Origin of the sequence: Flavobacterium aquariorum (assembly GCF_003254745.1) — a bacterium.
Classification (GTDB): domain Bacteria; phylum Bacteroidota; class Bacteroidia; order Flavobacteriales; family Flavobacteriaceae; genus Flavobacterium; species Flavobacterium aquariorum.
Genome location: NZ_QKXH01000012.1, coordinates 18970 through 39762, shown reverse-complemented (window position 1 = coordinate 39762; position 20793 = coordinate 18970). Strand labels below are relative to the sequence as shown.

15 protein-coding genes are annotated in these 20793 nt (G+C 34.1%); 8 read left to right on the top strand and 7 right to left on the bottom strand.

The window, feature by feature from the left end; all coding sequences use genetic code 11:
* Positions 1-353: 353 nt before the first annotated feature.
* The 4 genes from DOS84_RS16600 (at position 354) to DOS84_RS16585 (ending at position 8261) form a co-directional block, all read left to right on the top strand.
* On the top strand, positions 354-1784 hold the full coding sequence (locus DOS84_RS16600; protein ID WP_111411233.1) for a peptidylprolyl isomerase: 1431 nt from the start codon (positions 354-356) through the stop codon (positions 1782-1784).
* 79 nt (positions 1785-1863) lie between these two features.
* Positions 1864-2817: an AAA family ATPase gene (locus tag DOS84_RS16595; protein WP_111411232.1), complete on the top strand. Its 954-nt coding sequence runs from the start codon at positions 1864-1866 to the stop codon at positions 2815-2817.
* Between the two features lie 286 nt (positions 2818-3103).
* Positions 3104-5872, top strand: coding sequence for a bifunctional aconitate hydratase 2/2-methylisocitrate dehydratase (locus tag DOS84_RS16590; RefSeq protein WP_111411231.1), 2769 nt, complete (start codon positions 3104-3106; stop codon positions 5870-5872).
* Positions 5873-5993: 121 nt separating this feature from the next.
* Positions 5994-8261, top strand: coding sequence for an aconitate hydratase (locus DOS84_RS16585; protein WP_111411230.1), 2268 nt, complete (start codon positions 5994-5996; stop codon positions 8259-8261).
* Between the two features lie 485 nt (positions 8262-8746).
* Here the strand turns inward: DOS84_RS16585 and DOS84_RS16580 are convergent, their stop codons facing one another.
* The 6 genes from DOS84_RS16580 to DOS84_RS16555 form a co-directional block, all read right to left on the bottom strand.
* Positions 8747-10012: a MutS-related protein gene (locus tag DOS84_RS16580; protein ID WP_111411229.1), complete on the bottom strand. Its 1266-nt coding sequence runs from the start codon at positions 10010-10012 to the stop codon at positions 8747-8749.
* A 217-nt stretch (positions 10013-10229) separates the two neighbouring features.
* On the bottom strand, positions 10230-10886 hold the full coding sequence (locus DOS84_RS16575; RefSeq protein ID WP_111411228.1) for a hypothetical protein: 657 nt from the start codon (positions 10884-10886) through the stop codon (positions 10230-10232).
* A 192-nt stretch (positions 10887-11078) separates the two neighbouring features.
* Positions 11079-11876 (bottom strand): S1 family serine peptidase, encoded by a 798-nt coding sequence (locus DOS84_RS16570; RefSeq protein ID WP_111411227.1) that lies wholly within the window; start codon positions 11874-11876, stop codon positions 11079-11081.
* Positions 11877-12056: 180 nt separating this feature from the next.
* Positions 12057-13028 carry a hypothetical protein gene (locus DOS84_RS16565; RefSeq protein ID WP_111411226.1) on the bottom strand — a complete coding sequence of 324 codons (972 nt, stop codon included), beginning with the start codon at positions 13026-13028 and terminating at the stop codon, positions 12057-12059.
* A gap of 171 nt (positions 13029-13199) precedes the next feature.
* Positions 13200-13562 (bottom strand): hypothetical protein, encoded by a 363-nt coding sequence (locus tag DOS84_RS16560; protein ID WP_111411225.1) that lies wholly within the window; start codon positions 13560-13562, stop codon positions 13200-13202.
* Positions 13563-13904: 342 nt separating this feature from the next.
* Positions 13905-14405: a hypothetical protein gene (locus tag DOS84_RS16555; RefSeq protein ID WP_111411224.1), complete on the bottom strand. Its 501-nt coding sequence runs from the start codon at positions 14403-14405 to the stop codon at positions 13905-13907.
* A 408-nt stretch (positions 14406-14813) separates the two neighbouring features.
* Here DOS84_RS16555 and trhA point away from each other — a divergent pair, with 408 nt between their 5' ends.
* From trhA to DOS84_RS16540, 3 genes are all read left to right on the top strand, one after another.
* Complete coding sequence (gene trhA, locus DOS84_RS16550) at positions 14814-15446, top strand: PAQR family membrane homeostasis protein TrhA (protein ID WP_111411223.1); 633 nt, start codon at positions 14814-14816, stop codon at positions 15444-15446.
* 214 nt (positions 15447-15660) lie between these two features.
* Positions 15661-17079: a C40 family peptidase gene (locus tag DOS84_RS16545; protein WP_111411222.1), complete on the top strand. Its 1419-nt coding sequence runs from the start codon at positions 15661-15663 to the stop codon at positions 17077-17079.
* A gap of 141 nt (positions 17080-17220) precedes the next feature.
* Entirely contained in the window at positions 17221-18627 is a 1407-nt protein-coding gene (locus tag DOS84_RS16540) for an APC family permease (protein ID WP_111411221.1), read from the top strand.
* Between the two features lie 220 nt (positions 18628-18847).
* Here the strand turns inward: DOS84_RS16540 and ald are convergent, their stop codons facing one another.
* Positions 18848-19972 carry an alanine dehydrogenase gene (ald, locus tag DOS84_RS16535; RefSeq protein WP_111411220.1) on the bottom strand — a complete coding sequence of 375 codons (1125 nt, stop codon included), beginning with the start codon at positions 19970-19972 and terminating at the stop codon, positions 18848-18850.
* A 212-nt stretch (positions 19973-20184) separates the two neighbouring features.
* On the opposite strand from ald, the gene DOS84_RS16530 reads away from it, so the two are divergent.
* Positions 20185-20643, top strand: a complete 459-nt coding sequence (locus DOS84_RS16530) for an Lrp/AsnC family transcriptional regulator (protein WP_077370209.1) — start codon at positions 20185-20187, stop codon at positions 20641-20643.
* The last annotated feature ends 150 nt before the right edge of the window (positions 20644-20793 follow it).

Below are 20793 nucleotides of genomic sequence, written 5' to 3'. Positions count from 1 at the left end.
TGAATGAAGTAAAAAATGTAGTTCATTATAAAGGTTTAATTAGAATTTTTAAAATTTTACTTTTTTAAAGTGGAATTTGATTTTTGAATTGGAAACTATGGATAAATGCGCATTGAGGAACTTAATAATTTTTTGTTAATACTACTGAGGAAACTTGTTTAATGCAATCGAATTGTTATTTTTGTTCGGTTTAAATTCCGGAAATTGTAAGTATTTTGTTGAATTAATGTCTTTTAATTCTGAGGAGCTTAAGGTAAATAAACTTGATTTGTTTTAAAGTGTTCTGTTTAAGTAGGATGCGTTTTTTTTGGAACAGACTCTATGTAAAATAATAATAATATAAAATATAAAAAATGCCTTTAAAAAATGTACAAATGAAATCCATAACCAACAAAGTTATGTTGACTTTTTTTCTTTTGTTTTCTGCTTTAACCTTTGTAAATGCTCAAGAAATTATAAAAGATAGTGTTGTTGCTGTTGCTAAGCCGGCTGCTCCTTCTGGAAAAAAACTTAAGATTGATGGAGTTGTGGCAACTGTTGGGGATTATATTATTCTGGATTCTGATATTGATAAAGGGTTTTTGGAGATTACAGCTTCTGGAGGTTCTACGAAAGATGTAACTAGATGTCAAATTTTAGGTAATTTGTTAGAGCAAAAATTGTATGCTCATCAAGCAGTTCAGGATAGTATCATAGTTAGTGATTCTGAGGTAAAGGGGTTGATGGATGAAAGATTGAATTATATGCTTGAGCAAATCGGATCAATGGATAAGTTGGTTAAATACTATCAAAAGGATTCGGAGGAAGAGTTTAGGACCTATTTCTTTGATGTCTTGAAAGAACAGAAGCTTACATCTGAAATGACAAAAAAGATTGTTGAAAAGGTTGAAATAACACCAGAAGAAGTTCGAGAATTTTTTAAAAAAATACCAACTGCGGATTTGCCGGTTTTTGGAGCAGAATTAGAAGTTGCCCAAATTGTGGTAAAACCTAAGGTTACTGATGAGGACAAGAAAAAGGTAATTGATAAACTGAATAGTTTTAGAAAAGAATGTCTTGAAGGATCGAGTTTTGCTACCAAAGCAGTATTATATTCAGAAGATCCAGGATCCAGTAAAAATGGGGGTTATTATAAAATGACACGTAAAACACCTTTTGTGAAAGAGTTTAAAGATGTAGCTTTTAGTCTTGCTGAGGGTGAAATTTCAGAACCTTTTGAAACTATTTATGGATATCATATTATTTACGTAGAAAAGATTAAAGGTCAGGAAATAGAATTGAGGCATATATTGATATCGCCAGTAGTCTCTCAAGAATCTTTGAAAGAGGCTAAAGAGAAAATTACTTTGATAAGAAAGAAGATTGAGGATAAAGAAATTACTTTTGCGGAAGCGGCAAGAACAATGTCGGATGAGAAAGAAACAAGAGCTAATGGTGGAACTTTGGTGAATCCTAAAACACAAGACACGCGTTTTGAATTGACCAAAATGGATCCTTCTATATATAGTCAAGTTTCTAATTTGAAAGATAACGAAATTTCTATGCCGTTTCTAGAAGATGTTCAAGGGAAAAAAGATTATAAAATTATGATTGTAACTAATAGGATAGATTCACATACTGCTGATTATGCGAAAGATTACATCAAAATTAAAGATTTGGCCTTAAAAGAAAAGCAATTTAAAGCGATTGGGAAATGGTTTGACACCAAAATAAAGGATACTTACATTAAGATAGTTGATGAATATAAGGATTGTAATTTTGTAAATAACTGGGTTAAAAAATAATTTTCATTAAATAAATAAAAAGAGTTAGTTTTATGTTTTCATAGAGCTAACTCTTTTTAATTTTAAAAAAAAATATAAAATGTCGGATGTAACAGCGATACAAAATTTAGTTGAAAAGCGTAACGAATTAAAAAAAGAAATTGCCAAAATCATTGTAGGTCAAGAAGCGGTTGTAGATCAAATTTTGCTTTGTATTTTTTCTGGAGGTCATGCCTTGTTGGTTGGAGTTCCGGGATTGGCTAAAACTTTATTGGTAAATACATTGGCGCAGGCTTTAGGGCTGGATTTTAAACGGATTCAATTTACGCCAGATTTAATGCCATCAGATATATTAGGAAGTGAAATATTAGATGAAAACAGACAGTTTAAATTTATAAAGGGACCTATATTTTCCAATATTATTTTGGCAGATGAAATCAATAGGACTCCACCCAAAACACAAGCTGCTTTATTGGAGGCGATGCAAGAAAGGTCTGTTACTATTGCAGGCGCAAACCATAAGTTAAGTTTGCCTTATTTTGTATTGGCTACTCAAAATCCAATTGAGCAAGAAGGAACTTATCCTTTGCCAGAAGCCCAATTAGACCGATTTATGTTTGCCATTAAACTGGAATATCCATCTTTTGAGGAAGAGGTGCAAGTGGTGAAACGCACAACTGCAGATTCTGATACAAAAGTAAACGCATTGTTTACGGCTCAAGAAATTATTGATTTCCAGCATTTGATTCGTCGAATTCCTGTTGCTGATAATGTTGTCGAATATGCCGTAACACTGGTAAGTAAAACACGTCCTGATAATGTGCTTTCCAATGGTTTTGTGAAAAACTATTTGGATTGGGGTGCAGGACCGAGAGCATCTCAGAATTTAATTTTGGCGGCCAAAGCCAATGCTGCTTTTCATGGTAAGTTTTCTCCGGATATTGAAGATGTAAAAGCAGTTGCGACTGGAATATTGAGACACCGAATCATTAAGAACTATAAAGCCGATGCGGAAGGAATTTCTGAGGAAATGATAATTGATAAGCTGATTTAAAAGAGAAAAATAAGAAATTATTGAAAAGTGTTATGTTCCAATAGGAATGTAGCACTTTTTGTTTTAACAATAGTTTTTAGTTTTGTTAAAATCCGAATTTCAAATTACGAATTTTGTAAATTAGATAGCCTAAATATGCTTATTTCTCATTTTAACGTATTGAAATCTTTTATTTTGCAATAATAATTTTTAAAAATGGCACATCCATTAAATTTTTTTTAATTATCAGCTTTAATTCCTAAATTTGCGTACAAAAAAATAAAAATACCTATAAAAGACTTCTGTTATGACTTATAAGGATTACATTCAAGAGATTGAAGAAAGAAAAAACCAAGGGCTTAACCCGAAGCCAATTGATGGTGCTGAATTGCTAAGCGAAATCATTGAACAAATTAAAGATTTGAATAACGAATACAGAGAGGATTCTCTTAAATTCTTTATTTATAATGTTGTTCCTGGAACTACTCCTGCGGCTAATGTAAAAGCTAATTTTTTAAAAGAAATCGTTCTAGGTCAATCAGTAGTTGCCGAAATTACTCCTGCTTTTGCTTTAGAGTTATTAGCACACATGAAAGGTGGAACTTCTATAAAGGTATTACTTGATTTAGCTTTAGGTAATGATGTTGCTATTGCTAAAGAAGCTGCTGAAGTTTTGAAAACACAAGTTTTTCTTTATGAGGCTGATACAGATCGTTTAGAAGCAGCATTTAAAAATGGTAATGAAATTGCTAAAGATATTTTAGAGAGCTATGCTAAGGCTGAGTTCTTTACTAAATTACCTGAAATAGCAGAAGAAATTAAGGTAGTTACTTTTATTGCAGGTGAAGGAGATATTTCAACCGATTTGCTTTCTCCAGGAAACCAAGCACACTCTCGTTCAGATCGTGAACTTCACGGAAAATGTTTAATTTCTCCAGAAGCGCAAGCTGAAATTAAAGCGTTAGCAGATGCGAATCCTGATAAGAGCGTGATGTTAATCGCTGAAAAAGGTACTATGGGTGTTGGTTCTTCAAGAATGTCAGGTGTAAATAACGTGGCACTTTGGAGTGGGAAACAAGCAAGTCCTTATGTTCCATTTATTAATATTGCTCCAATCGTTGCAGGAACAAACGGTATTTCTCCAATTTTCCTAACAACTGTTGACGTTACTGGTGGTATTGGTCTTGATCTTAAAAACTGGGTAAAAAAATTAGATGAAAATGGTAACGTTGTTCGTAATGAAAGCGGCGACCCTATTCTAGAAGAAGTTTACTCTGTTGCTACTGGTACTGTTCTTACTATCAATACAAAAACAAAGAAACTTTATAACGGTGATAAAGAATTGATTGATATTTCTAAGGCGTTTACTCCTCAGAAAATTGAATTTATAAAAGCTGGAGGTTCTTATGCTATTGTATTTGGAAAAAAATTACAAACATTTGCATCAAAGACTCTTGGTATTCCTATTGTCCCAGTGTATGCTCCGTCAAAAGAGGTTTCTATTGAAGGGCAAGGTCTTACAGCAGTAGAGAAAATATTTAATAAAAATGCGGTTGGAACAACTCCAGGTAAAATTTTACACGCTGGTTCTGATGTTCGCGTTACCGTAAACATTGTTGGTTCACAAGATACAACTGGTTTGATGACTTCTCAGGAGTTAGAGTCTATGGCTGCTACTGTGATTTCTCCAATTGTTGATGGTGCGTACCAATCAGGTTGTCACACAGCTTCAGTATGGGATAATAAATCTAAAGCAAATATTCCTAGATTGATGAAATTTATGAACGACTTCGGTTTGATCACTGCTCGTGACCCGAAAGGCGTTTATCACTCAATGACAGATGTAATCCACAAAGTACTTAATGATATTACTGTAAACGAGTGGGCTATCATCATTGGTGGTGACTCTCATACAAGAATGTCTAAAGGTGTTGCTTTTGGTGCTGACTCAGGAACTGTTGCTCTTGCATTGGCTACTGGTGAAGCTTCAATGCCAATTCCAGAATCTGTGAAAGTAACTTTCAAAGGAGATATGAAAGGGTATATGGATTTCCGTGATGTGGTTCATGCTACACAAGCTCAAATGCTTAAGACATTTGGTGGAGAGAATGTATTCCAAGGAAGAATTATTGAGGTTCACTTAGGAACTCTTAATGCGGATCAAGCGTTTACGTTTACGGACTGGACAGCAGAAATGAAAGCAAAAGCTTCTATCTGTATTTCTGAAGATTATACTTTGATTGAATCTCTAGAGATGGCGAAAGGTAGAATTCAGATCATGATCGACAAAGGAATGGATAACAAAAATGAAGTTCTTAAAGGATTGATCGCTATAGCTGATAAGAGAATCGCTGAGATTATATCAGGTGAGAAACCAGCTTTAAGACCTGATGCAAACGCTAAGTATTACGCTGAAGTTGTTGTAGATCTTGACGTGATTGCTGAGCCAATGATTGCAGATCCAGATGTTAATAATGCAGATGTTTCTAAAAGATATACTCACGATACCATCAGACCTTTATCTTTCTACGGAGGGGTTAAAAAAGTAGATCTTGGATTTATCGGTTCTTGTATGGTTCACAAGGGAGATATGAAAATTCTAGCGCACATGCTTAAAAATATTGATGAGCAAGAAGGTAAAGTAGAGTTTAAAGCGCCACTAGTTGTAGCTCCTCCTACTTATAATATTGTTGATGAATTAAAAGCAGAAGGTGACTGGGAAATTTTGCAAAAATACTCTGGTTTCGAATTCGACGATAACGTTCCTAAAGCTGCAGCACGTACTTCATACGAAAACATGTTGTACTTAGAGCGTCCAGGTTGTAATCTTTGTATGGGTAATCAAGAAAAAGCTGCCAAAGGAGATACTGTAATGGCAACATCTACTCGTCTTTTCCAAGGAAGAGTTGTTGAGGATACTGAGGGTAAAAAAGGAGAATCATTACTTTCGTCTACACCGGTTGTGGTATTATCTACAATCCTTGGTAGAACTCCAACAATAGAAGAATATAAAACTGCAGTAGAAGGCATCAACCTAACTAAGTTTGCACCTTCACATAAGTTATTAGTTAAATAATTTACATAATTAGTTAATTATAGTTTAAAAGCCTGAGTCATTAGACTCAGGCTTTTTTTTGTACTCAATTTTTTTGTACCTTGTAATGTTCAAAATATAATAACAAAAATAATTATATACTATGGCTTTTGATATTGAAATGATTAAAAAAGTGTACGACAACATGAAAACTCGTGTTGATGCGGCACGTGAAATAGTTGGTCGTCCGCTTACTTTAACGGAGAAAATTTTATACAGTCACCTTTGGGATGGTGTTGCTAAGCAGGCTTACGGAAGAGGAGTTGATTATGTTGACTTTGCTCCTGATAGAGTTGCTTGCCAAGATGCAACGGCTCAAATGGCATTGCTGCAATTTATGCATGCAGGAAAGAAAACAGTCGCAGTACCAACTACGGTTCACTGTGATCACTTGATTTTAGCTAAAAACGGTGCTAAATCTGATTTAGCGGTAGCAAATACTCAATCTAAAGAAGTTTTTGATTTTCTATCATCAGTTTCTAATAAATATGGAATTGGTTTCTGGAAACCGGGATCTGGAATTATTCATCAAATTGTTTTAGAAAACTATGCTTTCCCTGGTGGGATGATGATAGGTACCGATTCGCATACTGTTAATGCAGGTGGATTGGGAATGTTGGCTATCGGTGTTGGTGGTGCTGACGCTGTCGATGTAATGTCTGGAATGTCTTGGGAATTGAAGTTTCCTAAATTAATCGGAGTGAAATTGACCGGAAAATTATCGGGTTGGACAGCTCCAAAAGACGTTATCCTAAAAGTGGCTGATATTCTTACTGTAAAAGGCGGGACTGGTGCTATAGTAGAATATTTTGGCGAGGGTGCTTTGAACATGTCTTGTACAGGAAAAGGAACCATCTGTAATATGGGAGCTGAAATTGGTGCTACAACATCTACTTTTGGTTATGATGATTCTATGCGTAGGTATTTAGCGGCTACAGACCGTCAGGATGTGGTAGATGCTGCCGATAAAGTAGCTTCTTATTTGACTGCTGATCCAGAAGTATATGCTAATCCAGAAAAATATTTTGATCAACTTATCGAAATTAACTTATCAGAATTAGAGCCACATATCAACGGGCCTTTCACTCCAGATCGCGGAACTCCAGTTTCTCAAATGAAAGCTGAAGCTGCTGCAAACGGATGGCCAATAAAAGTAGAATGGGGATTAATCGGTTCCTGTACTAATTCATCTTATGAGGATATGGCTAGAGCGGTCTCTATCGTAAATCAGGCGGTGGAGCACGGAATTACTCCAAAAGCAGAATTTGGAGTCAATCCAGGTTCAGAGCAAATTCGTTACACTATCGAAAGAGATGGAATGATTGCTGCTTTTGAGAAACTAGGAACTAAGGTGTTTACTAACGCTTGTGGTCCTTGCATTGGGCAATGGGATAGAGCTGGCGCCGACAAACAAGAGAAAAATACCATCGTGCATTCTTTTAATCGTAACTTTTCCAAAAGAGCTGACGGTAACCCAAATACACACGCTTTTGTAACTTCACCAGAAATGGTGGCTGCATTGGCTATTTCAGGAAGATTGGATTTCAATCCATTGACTGATACTTTAATGAACGATAATGGAGAAGCCGTAAAATTGACTGCTCCGTTTGGTGACGAATTGCCAAAAAGAGGTTTCGCTGTTGAAGATGCAGGTTTTCAAGCACCGGCAGCAGATGGATCAAGCGTTAAGATTGTAGTAAGCGAAACTTCAGATCGTTTACAGTTATTGGCTCCATTTGATCCATGGGACGGTAAAAACATTACAGGTGCTAAATTACTAATCAAAGCTTTCGGAAAATGTACTACTGACCACATTTCTATGGCAGGGCCATGGTTGCGTTTCCGCGGGCATTTAGATAATATTTCAAATAATATGCTGATTGGTGCTGTAAACGCATTCAACCAAACTGCAAATTCGGTTAAAAACCAATTGACAGGTGCTTATGATGCAGTTCCTGCTGTGGCGCGTGCCTACAAGGCAGCCGGAATACCTTCTATTGTTGTAGGAGATCACAACTATGGTGAAGGATCTTCTCGCGAGCATGCGGCTATGGAACCTCGTTTCTTGGGTGTAAAAGCGGTATTGGTTAAATCATTTGCCCGTATCCACGAAACGAATCTTAAAAAACAAGGTTTGTTAGGATTGACATTTGCAAACGAAGCTGATTATGACAAAATTCAAGAAGATGACACGATCAACTTCACTGATTTGGTTGATTTCGCTCCAGGAAAACCATTAAGTATTGAATTCGTTCACGCTGATGGAAGCAAAGATATCATCTTGGCCAACCATACTTATAATGCAAGTCAAATTGGTTGGTTTGTTGCAGGTTCTGCATTGAATTTAATCGCTGCTGAAGCTAATTCATAAGTTTTTAAAAATTTACATAAAAAAACTCTCAAGGCAACTTGGGAGTTTTTTGTTTAGGCATCGTAAATGTAATAAGGAGCTAATCCTGCTGTCATTTCAAGCTTGTTTGTATCCTTGTTTTTTTCTAAGATATAAAAGAAGCTTCCTCTGGTCGCTCTTTTACATCAAGAAAAAATTCAAGGCTACTTCACAAGGCTTTCCATTCCCATCAGGGCTAGGGCATTCGTTTTCATAATGATATTTTTGTTTTGATTGGCAACATCAGTCTGTGGAAAACCTAAAAAGAGGCATCGATAGGCACTGATATCGGATTTGCCAAATCATCCCAAATACAAAACCAACTTTCCATTAAGCCAATTGCCCAAATTGCTTGTAGTGTGTGTTAGCTATTGTTGTGACAAAATAGTTAAGCACTTAAATATATAGAAAAATTAACCTTCTGAAATTTTTTATCGGACAACAATGAATTCAAATTAAATTATAGATTAAATTTTAGAATTTAATAGTTTATTTAAACCTGCTTTTTCAAATAAAATTCTTCCAACCTTAATTTCTGACCACCCTTTTTTTAGTTTATATGTAAAAGTAGGTGTATTATTAATTATCTCACAGTCTAAATAATAAGTTGAAATATTAGTACTAGTAAGATTTTTTAGTTCTTGAATGTGTGTAGAAATAAAAAAAAATGAATTAGAATAAAAACTAACCCCATTTATTGTGGTGGTGCATATTTCCAAGGCATCTTCAATATTTGTTCCGCTAAAAAGTTCATCAAAAACAACAAAACATCTTTTTCCTTCGACTGCTTTCAAAAGAATATTTTTAAGACTCATGATTTCTGTCATAAAAAGACTGTAACCACTTAAAATATCATCACGCTTACTAATTCCTATTGAAAAATCAGTACAAAATGGAATTTTCGCTGTTGATGCTGGAATTCCAAAACCAAGATTTCCTAAATATACACATAAGCTAACAGATTTCAAGAAAGTTGATTTTCCTGACATGTTTGGTCCATTCAATATAATAACATTAGTGGAAGATGTAAAGCTATATTTAGTCGGATTTTTAATTATTGGATGATAAAAATCAGCAAGAGTTATACTGTTTTTTTCAAAAGTAGGGAAAACAAAGTTCTTATCGACTATAGCTCTACTAATAGATAAATAGCTTTCAAACAAAAAAAGATCTTTCCAAAAAGTTTCGATCCTATTTTCTGACTTTAGTTTTAAAATTATAGCTATTATTTCTTTACTATCCTTATTTTTCCACTTCTTCTCTTTAATAATTTTTTCATATTTATTTAACTGGAAAAAAGAAAGAAAAGTTAAAATTCTTTTTAAATCGGTTCTATATGTTTCAGGGAAATCTATTAAATTAAGTCTTAAAAAGCAAATAGATTCAAGCCTATGGAAAAACAATATTAATTGATGGATTTTATTGTTCAATAATATCTCGTCTGTACTAGGGTTAAAAAACAAAAGGTATTTCCTTTCAACCGGCTCGATTTTAAAATTATTTAGAAAAAAATGAACTTCATTTAAATACAGAACAGTATATGAATATTTTTTAAATAGCTCTATATTAGTAATGAAACTTTTAAGAATATCTTGCCGTTCAATAATTTGACTTTCGCTTATAAGAGATGTTTCTAATAAATTAAGGATTTTATTTCTAGTGAATGAATTTAGAGAATAATCAAAAATAGGTAATACTTCTTTTTTTATATTTAAATCTTGAATATCACTCATAATTAATGTTTTATAATATACTAAAACCCGTTGGATGCAATTAATTCCGCTCGATTTTCGTCAGTAGCTTAGATGCAGATTAGGTTCCGATAGCGCGGATTTGTAATCCGTGCTGACAACCTATATCAAAATAAATGTGGATTGTGTTTATATATGATTTCTATTGTGGCTTATTGTGGTGGGCACGGATTGCAAATCCGCGCTATCGGGTTTTCTTTTACAATTCATAAATATCTTTTTTACCAACTTGAAAAAATATAGATATTGTACATAATCCTAGTACAATTGGCGAAAAGAAAAAAATAAAATTTAGAATAGAATTAATTCCATATTTATGAAATAGGAAATTTGCACAATAATATTCAAAAAAATATGGCATCAGTATTATTGCTATAATTACGGGCAAATAAATTAGGTCGACAAGACATCCAAAAGGAGTTGTCTTTTGGTTATTATTGTTATAGTTTTCAATTGAGTCGATAAGCGAAAATGATCTTAATCTTATATTTAAGTATGACTTATATTCAATATCAAATATTTTTGAAGTCAAACATTTGTAGATATTTTTTTGTTCCGACAAATCAACCCAAATCATTATATATTTATAATAACAAAATGCAAAAACTGACGGAATTATAGAGATTGCAAAAGTATTATCTAGAAGCTTAAATGGACCAACAGAAATTTCACTAATCTTTGTTTGAATTAATAACGGAAAAGCTAAAAAAAGCAAAATCATTATTATTGCAAGTCCACCCATTGATTTTCGATTTTCCTCAATTTTAAAATTTAAAAGATTCAAATATTTCTCTTGCATTTCAAGTGTTGAAAGCTTTGATTCAAGTATTTTATAGATTTTTTCTTCTTTTCTCATTGTTCATTTAAACGTGAATCTTTTTAAACTAGCCCATAACGTCTTGGCAACCGATAGCGCGGATTTGCAATCCGTGCCGACAACGTATATCAAAATAAATGTGGATTGTGTTTATATATGATTTCTATTGTGGCTTATTGTGGTGGGCACGGATTGCAAATCCGCGCTATCGGGGTAGCTGTTGTGTGCAGTTTAATTTAAATTATTCAATAAATCCCAAATGTAAAATGATGGCGTAATTGCAGCTAATTTTCCGCCAGTATTATCTCCAGCTGTTCCGTGAACAACTCCAATTAATAATGTTCTCCCTGACCCCATGTACATTGCTTTTTTAACTGAACAAAATACGCCACCACCGCTTGCACCTTGCATACTCGGTTGATCTAAATAATAAAAAGTGCATTTTGATTTAGTATCATATCTTTTATTGGTAATTAAGCCACTCGCAAGATATGCAGTAAAACTAAGCGATGAAAAATGTTTAAGATCTAAATCAAGTAATGGATAACCAAAAAATGTCACATCATTATCTCTCGGTAAAGTATCATGTCCTTTATATATAAACTTTGATGAAAATGATGATTCATCAAATCGTTTTTGAACATCATTATTAAAAGGTAAAAGTTCAATAATAGATAAATCTGCTTCGTTGTGATTAATCCAATCAATTTTATGGTTAGGAGTAAACAAGGAAAGATTAAAAATTACGGGTTTATCACCTGTTATGCGAAAAACAATTTGTGAATTTATTTTCATTTCCTTTGCGACATGATTTGCGGTCAAAAGAAAATACCGTTTATTATGATTAATTATTGTTCCAGTTCCACCTATTCCTGATGTATCTGTGACTTTTTGATATAAATAAACAGACATATTAGAAATTTCGTCTATTGTCCAAAGTGAATCCTTTTCAATTTTAACTGATTGGCTAAAAGCAGTTAAGTTGAAAAATAAAAAGTAAAATCCTATAATCTGAATCGTCTTTTTCATATGTTTTAATTGATGACTTCCGTATTGTTTTTTTGATAATTGCACACAACGTTCTGGCACTACAGCGGGTTTGGGACTAAATTAAGCCCTATTTTCGGATTTGCCAAATCATCTCAAATACAAGACCAACTTTCCATTAAGTCTATTGCCCAAATCCGTTGTAGCTGTTATGTGAAGTTCTTATTCTTCTTTATTGCAATTGTTACAAATATTAATTTCTATGTCACTTGTAAATGCTTGTTGGCACTTAATGCAAGTTTTAATTTTTTCTTGATCTTCTGGTGTAGGTATTGATATTTTTAAATAATCCAATTGCTTGTAATCTTCAATTTCTAATTTACAATAAAAACATTTTAATTTTATTATTTCATTACCTATTTTAATATCACTTCTCTCATATTGATTGTATTCATATATGGGTTTTGAATATATTAACGCTTCATTATTGCAACAAGGACATTTCACTAAAAACTTGTTGCCTTTATTATAAGCTTCAAAAGTTAGACACTCTTTGTCTAGTATATATCCGGGTCTATTTTCTAGCATTTTAAATGTTTCTTTTAGTGCCTCAAATCTTAATTCAATTTGTTTTTCAATTGTATCTTGAAGTGCACTGGAATTTTTTGCCATTTGTATGTGTTTTCCATGAAAGATTAAGGTTGATTTTATATTCAATTCTTCTGAAAATGCTTTCATTAAAGGATAATAGTCACGTATTAAAAGTGTTTTTAAACTTTCAAAATCTAGTTTTGAAAGTTCATGATGTGCGATTATGTCTCTTGCGTTTGAAATGGTAAATAATAATGATTTATTGTCATATGCCGTTTTAGATATTAATTGAGTTCTTAATAAAGAATTTCTGAAAGTAATAACATCTTCATTTGGAGTTTCTGCAACTTCTTTAGTTCCTGTTGCCTCACTAATTATTTTTGAAGAATAAAAAACGGGTAGAGAATTTTTAAATTCGGGAACCATGAGTATATAAATTGGATTAAGTGAATATAAAATCCCTTTTAGGAGTCTTTCTAATCCAAATGAAAAATGCATTGTTAAATTGATGATTTCACTTTCCGTTAAAATAGGTTTTAATTCTGTAGATACGGTTTTAAAAAAGACAAGAGAATCTTTTAGATAGGGGTTTTTATTAACCATGTTATTTTTTAATTTAATTATAATAAGTTGTTGTTTAGTACTTCTGCAGAATTTCACATAACTAGAATATATGTGTGACACTGTCACCCAAAAGGGAGTGTATAAATGTGATATAATACACACTTTTTATAAAACCAAATATAATTGATTTCTCCTCAATTTCAATTCGTTTTATTTTTTAATCAACTCCCTCATAGTCTCCATCTGGATTTCCATTTTTTGTATAATGTCCTCTTTCTGAGCAAGTTCTTCTTTTAGTGCCTTTTCGCGAATGGTTTCAAAACGATAGGGCAGGTATTCGCCCAATTGAGCGATAAAATTGTGTTTCAATGCCAGGCTTAGTTTCCATAAAACAGCAAACTGCAGCGTATCTCTTTTGCAATAGGCTGTCAGTCCTTTGGGGCGTATGTTCAGTGCTCTGGCTACATCTGCTTTGGTTACAAGCTGCTGCGAAATGTGGTAATTGATAAAATTCCCCACCTGCGGGTACTGATCGCCCCTGTCGAGGCTGTGTTTTTTATTGTTGTCTGTCATAATAGTCGTTTTTTAAATAGTTTATACCCAATAAAAGTGATCAAACCACCCCATTATACACCCCTATACTCCCTAAAAGCAGTACCAATACTGCTATTTATAGGGTGTATGGGTACTATAAAGTAGGGGTATTGCTCCATTAAAAGAGGGGCTATACTCCCTAAATGATGGAGGTTTGACCCTAATTTGTAGGGGGGTAAGGGTGTTTTTATGGGTGTACTATTACCCTAAAGTACCTGTATTGGTACTGGAAAACAATCCCCATAGGTCGTTTTTTGATTCACTATTTCGGTAAAAAAAGCCCCATAGCATAATGGGGCCAGTTTAGCATTGCAACGGCTGTTATTGCACGGGTACAGGAGGTGCTGTATTAGTTCCTGAACTGCTACTATTGCTTGGGAAACGTTTTTTGAGCTGCTCGACTATGCTGTCGGCACCCTGAACTCCGGCATCGGCTGCCGACCCAAAGGTTTTGTACAATGCGAGTGCCACACTGTAGGCCTCACTTCCTGCCAGCATTTTGGTGTCTTCAATACGCTCACAAAGCTGGTTGGCCAATCCTGAGATTTCATCCAGTTGCGTAAAAAGTGTTAAATCACTTTGCATATTCGCCACCGAAAGATAAGACGGAACTATTGTGGGGTTGTTGACACCCGCATTAATAGCATCTTCGGTAAACGCCTTGTTGCTGACATCAATAGTGATTAATGATTTTCTCTCATCGGCAGTTAAACCCACCAAAAAAGGAAGATTGGTTAGAATAGTTTGGAAAGCGGCTTTGACTGCCGTTACCTGTGCTGCCGTAGCAGTAGCGTTTACGCGATTGTTAAGCAAATTTGACATAAATAGTTTTTTATTGGTTATTGTAATAATAGATTACAAAACCAAAACTAAACTATTCTTACTTTTTTACATAGTGTTTTTCTTTCATTATTTGTGTATTTTGTTAAATATATAGGTAAAGTACTATTGTGTTTATTCTAAGTTGTGGGTTTTTATCACTGTAATAAGGGTAAAAGGTCAACTTAGGCTTAATTGGGTTTTCAAAGATTGCTTCATTGTTGGAATGACAAGATTATGGAAGTAGATTGGCGAAGCAATCTCCGCAAGTATCGCGACAATGCGTCTTACTATCAAAAAAAGGTATGAAGTAAACGGAACAGATTTTTAAAAGCTTATGCCTCGGAATGGTTGAAATTAAATGATGAAATCGTATCTTTAGTGAAATAAAAACTATTAAATCAGACTGTAATGGAAGTAAGAATACAAACGCGTAACGAAGAACTAGCCAATGGAATTTCACATGCTCTTGGTGTGCTTTTTTGTTTAATCGGAATGCCGTTCCTTCTTATGAAATCAAGCGGACAGCACAATTTAATTACCGAATCTTCCGTTATTGTTTTTGGAATAGGAATGTTATTGGTGTATTCTTTTTCGTCTTTGTATCATTTGGCACAAAAAGAGAAAACGAAACAGTTGCTTAAAATTGCAGATCACATCAGTATTTACTATCTAATTGCCGGAACCTACTCACCATTGATGGTTATTTATTTGAATAAAGAAACGGCTTTGGTTTTTCTGGGAATAATGTGGTCAATAGTTTTGCTGGGAACTTTTTTTAAGATTTTTTACGTTGATCGTTTTAAGTTTCTTTCTGTTTTGTTTTATTTATTGATGGGCTGGATGATCGTTTTTGTGATAAAGCCTTTGTGGGGAGTTATTCCTTTATCGATTTTTTTGTGGATACTTGCTGGAGGATTGAGTTATACTGTAGGCGTTTATTTTTATGTAAAAGGACATAAAAACTACTTTCATACTGTTTGGCATTTTTTTGTGCTTTTAGGTACCGTATTTCACTATGTAGCTATTTTGGAAAGTTTGTAAACTGTCTTTTATAATTAACAATATCGACCGTAAAGAATATTATTTTAACATTTTTTTAAATTTTAGTAATCCTTTAACTTTCTAATCTAACAAATAACTTATATTTGTAAATCCCGATAAAAATACTTTTTTCAGGGATGAAATACGGAAAAATTCAATAAATTACCTTGAAATCGTACGTAATGTTAAAAAATTGAAGTAAAAATAAATAAGTATGAAGTTTATAAAAGTAATTGTTTTAGCGTTTGTTTTTTGTAGTGTTAGTGTTTTTTCTCAAGAAAAAAACATTAAGCATTCAATAGAGAAAGGAGAAACAATTTCTAGTATTGCTCAAAAATATAATGTTTCCATTGCTTCTATTTATAAGCTAAATCCCAAAGCTAAAAAAACCTTACAGCTCAATCAGGTTTTATTAATTCCAAATTCTGAACCTAAAAAAACGAATGATTTAGTAGTTATTGATTCTGAAAAAGCAACAGAAATTAATCATCAAGTATTGCCAAAAGAAACATTATACGGAATTACCAAGCAATTCAAAACTACTACAGAACTACTTTATAAAGCCAATCCACAATTAGAAGCTGAAGGATTAAAAGTTGGTCAGACGATTATTATCCCATCGAGTTTGACCAAAAAAGAAATAGCGAGTCTGTCAAATGCAAAAACTCAAGAGGTAGTTGAGACAGTAGAATCAGCGACAACTCCTTTAACGCACCAAGTAAAGCCTAAAGAATCGTTGTATGTAATTGCCAAAAAGTATGGTATTTCATTAAAAGAAATCCAAAATGCCAATCCAGAGATCGGAAAGAAGGGGTTAAGCATTGGGCAGACAGTTGTGATTCCAAGTAATGGAAAAGCACCTCAAGATGAAATTGTCGTTGAAGAAAATAAGTCAAAATCAAAAGAAAATAATGTTGCAGAGAATAAAGTAACTGTTTCTGCTGTTGCTGAAAGTGGTACGAAAGAAAAAGAAGTAAAAACAGATTCTCAAATTCAAACAACAGAAATTTTTCATGAGGTTTTGACCAAGGAGACTAAATATGGTATTGCCAAGAAATACGGAATCACTGTAGCAGAATTAGAAAAGCAAAATCCCACTATTAAACAAAAATTATTGGTAGGTTCAAAATTGAGTATTCAAGTGCCTAATGATAAATTGGTACAACCGAGTAAAATTGACGTGGTAGAATCTCAAGTGAATTCAGAGCTTAAGGATACAATAAATGCAACATTTAATGTGTCAAATGTAGATTTGATCGATCAGTTGATACAGACTGCATCCGATAAAATAGGGACAAGATATAGAAGCGGAGGAACCACAACTGCTGGATTTGATTGTTCTGGGTTTATGTGTTCTACATTTGGGAATTTTGATATAAAATTGCCTAGATCTTCAATTGAACAATCAAGTTTTGGCGAAAAAGTAGAAACGGAGAAGGTACAAAAAGGAGATTTGATTTTCTTTAAAACCAATGGCAGACGTCATATTAATCATGTGGGTATGGTAATTGATGTAGTGGATGATGAAATAAAATTTATTCATTCTTCAACACATTCAGGAGTGATTATTTCTTCTACCAAAGAGCCTTATTATCAACGAAATTTTGCACAGGTCAATCGAGTAATCAAATAGCTTATAAAAAGAATAATTTAATGGAACTCTTAAGGAAACTTAGGAGTTTTTTTATTATTTAATATCTCGGTGTAAAGAGTATTATTAGCCATTTTCAAAAAAAAGTATATCTTTAGCCAACCAAAAAATAAACCTATAAAAATGGAAGAAAACAAACCAGAAGAATTTAAAAGAGAACTCGGATTACTAGACGGAACAATGCTTGTTGTTGGATCAATGATTGGATCAGGGATATTTATTGTGAGCTCGGATATGGTGCGTCAATTGGGTTCTGCCGGCTGGCTGATTGCAATGTGGGTGCTTACTGGATTTATTACCGTGATTGCCGCCGTTAGTTATGGCGAGTTGAGCGCGATGTTTCCCAAAGCTGGCGGGCAATATGTTTACATAAAAGAAGCTTACGGAAAACTGATTGGGTTTTTATATGGTTGGAGCTTTTTTGCCGTGATACAAACAGGTACAATTGCTGCTGTGGGTGTGGCTTTCTCGAAATTCGCCGCTTATTTGTATTCTCCTGTGAGCGAAAAAAATATTATTTATGAATTGGGCGATTTCAAACTGAGCGCAGCCCAAATCGTTTCGATAATCACCATTATTTTATTGAGTTATATCAATAGTCGTGGTGTGAAAAACAGCAAGATTTTGCAAACTGTCTTGACAGTTATTAAAATTGCTTCGATTTTTGGATTGATTATTTTCGGATTCGTGGCTGCCAAATCAGAAGTTTGGGACGCCAACTGGGCGAATGCCTGGACTTCTCAATCATTGGATGTCGAAACGGGTTCTTGGCTCCCAATTAGTGGAGTGGCCTTGATTTCGGCAATGTCGGCGGCATTGGTGGGTTCGTTGTTTTCTAGTGTGGCATGGGAAGGTGTGACTTTTATCGCTGGCGAAATCAAAAATCCAAAACGCAATGTCGGATTGAGTTTGTTTCTAGGAACCTTGATTGTAAGTTGTATTTATATTTTGGCCAATATAATGTATTTGGCGGTGGTTCCTTTGCAGGATATTGCTACGGCAGAATCTGATAGAGTGGCTGTTGTGGCATCACAAAATATTTTCGGAAATATCGGAACATTAATTATCGCCTTGATGATTATGATTTCGACTTTTGCCTGTAATAATGGTTTGATTATGACTGGCGCAAGGGTTTATTATACGATGGCACAAGACGGTTTGTTCTTTAAAAAAGCTTCCCATTTGAACAAGGCAAGCGTACCGGCTTGGGCATTGTGGGCGCAGTGTATTTGGGCTTCGGCCTTATGTTTGACTGGAAAATATGGTGATTTGTTGGATTTTGTTGTGATTATCGTTTTGGTGTTTTACATTCTGACAATTTACGGAATTTTTGTTCTTCGCAAGAAAATGCCAGATGCTGAAAGACCATATAAGGCTTTTGGTTATCCGTTTTTGCCAGCACTTTACATTCTTATTGCCAGTGCCATTAGTATTGCTTTGTTATACACAAAACCCAGCACTTGCGGTTGGGGTGTTTTTATAATGTTGATTGGAATTCCGATTTATTATTTGACTAAATCTAAGGAGTAAGTGTTCAGATTGCAGATTTTAGAACTCAGAACTCAGATCACAGAATTCAGATAGCAGTTTGCAGTACTCAGAATTCTGGAGAATATTGAATTAAGATACTTAAATGATGTTTAAAGAAAATCCGTCTCCCACGAGGCGGATTTTTTTTGTTTTATAAAACAGAAAACCCGTTTTGATGAACAAAACGGGTTTTTCTAGTGTAGTAAGCACTTATTTAATATTAGCAAACAGCGTTTTCTAATACTAACTCTTCATTAAAAGGAAGATTCCAAGCTTCGGCTACTCCTTTGTAAAGGATTTTTCCGTTGGCTATGTTTAATCCTTTTTTTAATTCTTCGTTTTCAGCACAAGCTTTTTGCCATCCTTTGTTTGCTAATTGTACAGCATAAGGTAAAGTAGCATTTGTAAGTGCTAAAGTTGAAGTATAAGGTACTGCACCTGGCATATTAGCCACGCAGTAGTGTACGATATCGTCAATGATGAAAGTTGGGTTTTCGTGAGTTGTAGGAGTACAAGTTTCGATACAACCTCCTTGGTCTACTGCTACGTCAACAAGAACTGTTCCTGGACGCATTAATTTTAGCATATCACGAGTAATCAAGTGAGGTGCTTTTGCTCCTGGGATTAATACAGCACCAATAATTAAATCAGTATCTAAAATTGCTTTTCTGATGTTATAGTTGTTAGACATTTGAGTCATAACGTTTGCAGGCATAATATCGTCTAATTGACGTAAACGTGGCAAACTAACATCCATGATAGTAACTTGAGCTCCTAAACCAGCAGCCATTTTTGCTGCTTGAGTTCCTACGATTCCGCCACCAAGTACTAATACTTTAGCAGGAGGAACACCTGGAACACCACCAAGAAGAATTCCTCTTCCTTTTAATGGTTTTTCTAGGTATTTTGCACCTTCTTGAATAGACATACGACCTGCTACTTCAGACATTGGAACTAATAATGGTAAGCTACGGTCTGTTTTTTCAACAGTTTCGTATGCCAAGCAGATAGCCTGACGCTCAATCATTGCATGAGTTAATGGCTCTGATGATGCAAAGTGGAAGTATGTGAAAAGTAATTGATCTTTTTTAATAAGTGGGTATTCTGAAGCGATTGGCTCTTTTACTTTGATAATCATTTCGGCAATACCGTATACCTCTTCGATAGTAGGTAAGATTACAGCTCCGGCTGTAGCATATTCTTCATCAGCAAAACCGCTTCCTTCACCTGCAGTTGCTTGAACATAAACACTATGACCGTTATTTTTCATCTCAGCAACACCTGCTGGAGTTAGAGCAACACGATTTTCGTTATTCTTAATTTCTTTTGGTACACCGATTATCATAACTGTTGTATTTAGTGATTGATTTAAAATTCAATTACAAATTTAGCAGATAAAGAAAAATTTTGTTCGTAGTAAATGAAAATAGGAAAATATTATTTTTATTTAGTAATTTAGCATGAAATATTTCTTTTTTTGATGCTTTTTTTATTTGTAAAAAGAAAATTAATCGGATTATTTTGTTATAAATCAATTTTATTAAACCTCTTTTTGTTATGATTTTAGATGAAAACGACAGAAAAATATTGCGCCTCCTGCAGGAAGATGCGCATTTGACATTAAAAGACATTTCAAATCGAATAAATCTTTCGTTGACTCCGGTCCATGATCGAGTGAAACGTCTTGAAAAAGAGGGTATTATAGAACGATATGTTTCTATTTTGAACAAGAAAAAACTAGGTAAAAACCTGACTGTTTACTGTCAAGTGACTTTGGTGAAGCAAACTTTTGATATTTCGGATAGTTTCAATCAAGCCATATTGAATTTGCCTGAAGTGGTGGAGTGTAATTTTGTTTCGGGAAGTTTTGATTATATGCTCAAAATTGTGTTGCCCGATATGGAAAGTTATCATCATTTTCATCAAATGAAATTGTCGATTTTGCCAGAGGTGTCTTTGATAAACAGTTTTTTTATTATTTCGGAAGTGAAGAGTACGACGGTTTTGCCAATTTAGATTTTTGGATTGTTAGATTATTGAATTTTGATTTTATTGTGAGCTTCTTTTATGATAAAAAGTTGTCGCTTAGTGCGTGAAGGATAGCAGCAAGCTACCGAAGTAGCGCGGATAGCCTGACGCCGTTGAGGAAAGGAGGCGAATAACCGC

What these genes read in the sequence shown, in the direction of transcription:
- DOS84_RS16600 (WP_111411233.1), top strand. Translation starts at nt 354, where the DNA reads ATGCCTTTAAAAAATGTACAAATGAAATCCATAACCAACAAAGTTATG.
- DOS84_RS16595 (WP_111411232.1), top strand. Translation starts at nt 1,864, where the DNA reads ATGTCGGATGTAACAGCGATACAAAATTTAGTTGAAAAGCGTAACGAA.
- DOS84_RS16590 (WP_111411231.1), top strand. Translation starts at nt 3,104, where the DNA reads ATGACTTATAAGGATTACATTCAAGAGATTGAAGAAAGAAAAAACCAA.
- DOS84_RS16585 (WP_111411230.1), top strand. Translation starts at nt 5,994, where the DNA reads ATGGCTTTTGATATTGAAATGATTAAAAAAGTGTACGACAACATGAAA.
- DOS84_RS16580 (WP_111411229.1), bottom strand. Translation starts at nt 10,012, where the DNA reads ATGAGTGATATTCAAGATTTAAATATAAAAAAAGAAGTATTACCTATT.
- DOS84_RS16575 (WP_111411228.1), bottom strand. Translation starts at nt 10,886, where the DNA reads ATGAGAAAAGAAGAAAAAATCTATAAAATACTTGAATCAAAGCTTTCA.
- DOS84_RS16570 (WP_111411227.1), bottom strand. Translation starts at nt 11,876, where the DNA reads ATGAAAAAGACGATTCAGATTATAGGATTTTACTTTTTATTTTTCAAC.
- DOS84_RS16565 (WP_111411226.1), bottom strand. Translation starts at nt 13,028, where the DNA reads ATGGTTAATAAAAACCCCTATCTAAAAGATTCTCTTGTCTTTTTTAAA.
- DOS84_RS16560 (WP_111411225.1), bottom strand. Translation starts at nt 13,562, where the DNA reads ATGACAGACAACAATAAAAAACACAGCCTCGACAGGGGCGATCAGTAC.
- DOS84_RS16555 (WP_111411224.1), bottom strand. Translation starts at nt 14,405, where the DNA reads ATGTCAAATTTGCTTAACAATCGCGTAAACGCTACTGCTACGGCAGCA.
- trhA (WP_111411223.1), top strand. Translation starts at nt 14,814, where the DNA reads ATGGAAGTAAGAATACAAACGCGTAACGAAGAACTAGCCAATGGAATT.
- DOS84_RS16545 (WP_111411222.1), top strand. Translation starts at nt 15,661, where the DNA reads ATGAAGTTTATAAAAGTAATTGTTTTAGCGTTTGTTTTTTGTAGTGTT.
- DOS84_RS16540 (WP_111411221.1), top strand. Translation starts at nt 17,221, where the DNA reads ATGGAAGAAAACAAACCAGAAGAATTTAAAAGAGAACTCGGATTACTA.
- ald (WP_111411220.1), bottom strand. Translation starts at nt 19,972, where the DNA reads ATGATAATCGGTGTACCAAAAGAAATTAAGAATAACGAAAATCGTGTT.
- DOS84_RS16530 (WP_077370209.1), top strand. Translation starts at nt 20,185, where the DNA reads ATGATTTTAGATGAAAACGACAGAAAAATATTGCGCCTCCTGCAGGAA.